This window comes from Synechococcus sp. R6-10 (genome assembly GCF_047461815.1).
In the GTDB taxonomy this organism is placed as follows: Bacteria; Cyanobacteriota; Cyanobacteriia; order Thermostichales; family Thermostichaceae; genus Thermostichus.
The window spans coordinates 1-1,615 of the sequence record NZ_JANSHW010000462.1 but is presented as its reverse complement, the minus strand read 5'-3'; the positions used below and the strand labels follow the sequence as shown (position 1 = coordinate 1,615).

The following is a 1,615-nucleotide window of genomic DNA, read 5'->3' as shown; positions in this document are numbered from 1 at the left end:
CTGATGGTGATCGGGGTGGGGGTGCTGAGTTTCCTCAAGTGAAGAAGCAGTAGAAGGGCAGGGGCATCTTGCCGTTACAATCGGCGCTGTGGGGGGCTGCACTGTGGGTATGGTGGCCCAAAGTTCTTGTTGAGATCTCTGCCAGAACTGCGTACTTGCGCACCCCGGTGAGCCCTAGGCTCTCTCGGTAGAGGGGATCCCATCCTCTACAATGGACGGCGAGGCGTCGGCCTTGCTCGCCATCGGTCAGGCTGTCTACAGGCCGCGCTAGTGAGCTTTGAAGGTGCTGAGGTGTTTCAACCAGCGGAGGTTTGGGTGTTGAGAGCAGTGATGAGAGCAGGGAAATGTTCGCAGGAACTTGGCCTTGCTCAGCGAGGAATGAGGCTGGCCTTGGCGGGCCTGTTGATGGGGAGCCTGGGATCCCTGATGGTGCCCCATTCTGCAGAGGCGCAGTCGGGTTTGGTGATCACCGGCAGTGAAGGGGTACCTGTCCTCAGCTATCGGCTCGATTTTGGCGGGGTTCGCAGTCGTTTGGATCGCTATCGCCTGACCATTCCCCCCCAGAATGTGGCGGTGGCAGAAGTGCAGATCAACGGGGACAGGAATTTCGATGGCCGCATCGATCCGGAAAGTGTCCGCCTGGAGGTAGAAGGCCGGCCTGTAGAGCTGGATCAAGTGTACTGGAACGAGGAGTTTCGCTCTCTAGAGGTGGTGGCCCGTCAACCCATTGCTGCCGGTCAGGAGATCCGTCTGGTGCTCTCCAACGTGCGCAACCCTTCATCTGCCGGTATCTACCGTGTGGAGGCGCGGGTACGGGGTACGGAACCCAACCCCCTCTTCCGGAATGTGGGCAACTGGCTGATTACCATTGAAGACCCAGAGCGGATTGGCTTCTGATCTATTGACCCGATGATCTGACCTACTGTTGATCTTTGCGGCGATCCTATAGGCACAGCCCTTTTGCGGGTCTGGGACAGCGACACCCAAGTTCCCGGCCAGTTGGGGTGGGATCCCTCTGCAAGTGTTTGTTCGCCGTGGTATGGGCTGCTGGAAAAAGCTGGAGTTCTGAGTTTTTCTAAGAATGGGGATTGTGCAAATCCGGCAAGTTTGGGTGGGGGAGTGTTTACCTTGTTGCTTGCTGACACCTGGTATCCCGATTGGTGGCAGGCTCTAATTTTGGGCATGGTGCAAGGGATCACCGAATTTCTGCCCATTAGCAGCACGGCTCATCTGCGGGTGTTTCCGGCTTTGGTGGGATGGCCGGATGCGGGCGCTTCTTTTACGGCGGTGATCCAGTTGGGCAGTTTGGGGGCGGTGCTGATCTACTTTGCCTCTGACCTGCGCCAGTTGCTCTTGGGCTCCTGGAAAGCCTGGCGAGAACGAGATTTCCAGCAGGAGCCTTGGCGGCTGCTGGTAGGGATCCTGGTGGGAACAGTGCCAATTGTGGTTGCCGGCTGGGCCATCAAGGCCATTTGGGGATCCCCACCCCGCCAGTTGTGGGTGATCGCCGTCGCAGCCATCGGCTTGGCTGTGTTGTTGGGCTGGGCAGAGCAAACGGGCAAACGCCAGCGAGACCTTCACAGCTTGGGCATTGGGGATGGGATCTGGGTGGGGC

At 58.6% G+C, this 1,615-nt stretch carries 2 protein-coding genes; both read left to right on the top strand.

Annotated elements, in window-relative coordinates:
* Nucleotides 1–378 precede the first annotated feature (378 nt).
* The gene (locus tag NW837_RS12260) at nt 379–897 is read left to right on the top strand and encodes a DUF2808 domain-containing protein (RefSeq protein ID WP_414331896.1); all 519 of its coding nucleotides are present in this window, start codon (nt 379–381) and stop codon (nt 895–897) included.
* Between the two features lie 231 nt (nt 898–1,128).
* Nucleotides 1,129–1,615 (top strand): undecaprenyl-diphosphate phosphatase (locus NW837_RS12255; protein ID WP_414331894.1); only part of this gene is annotated, 487 nt, incomplete at its 3' end.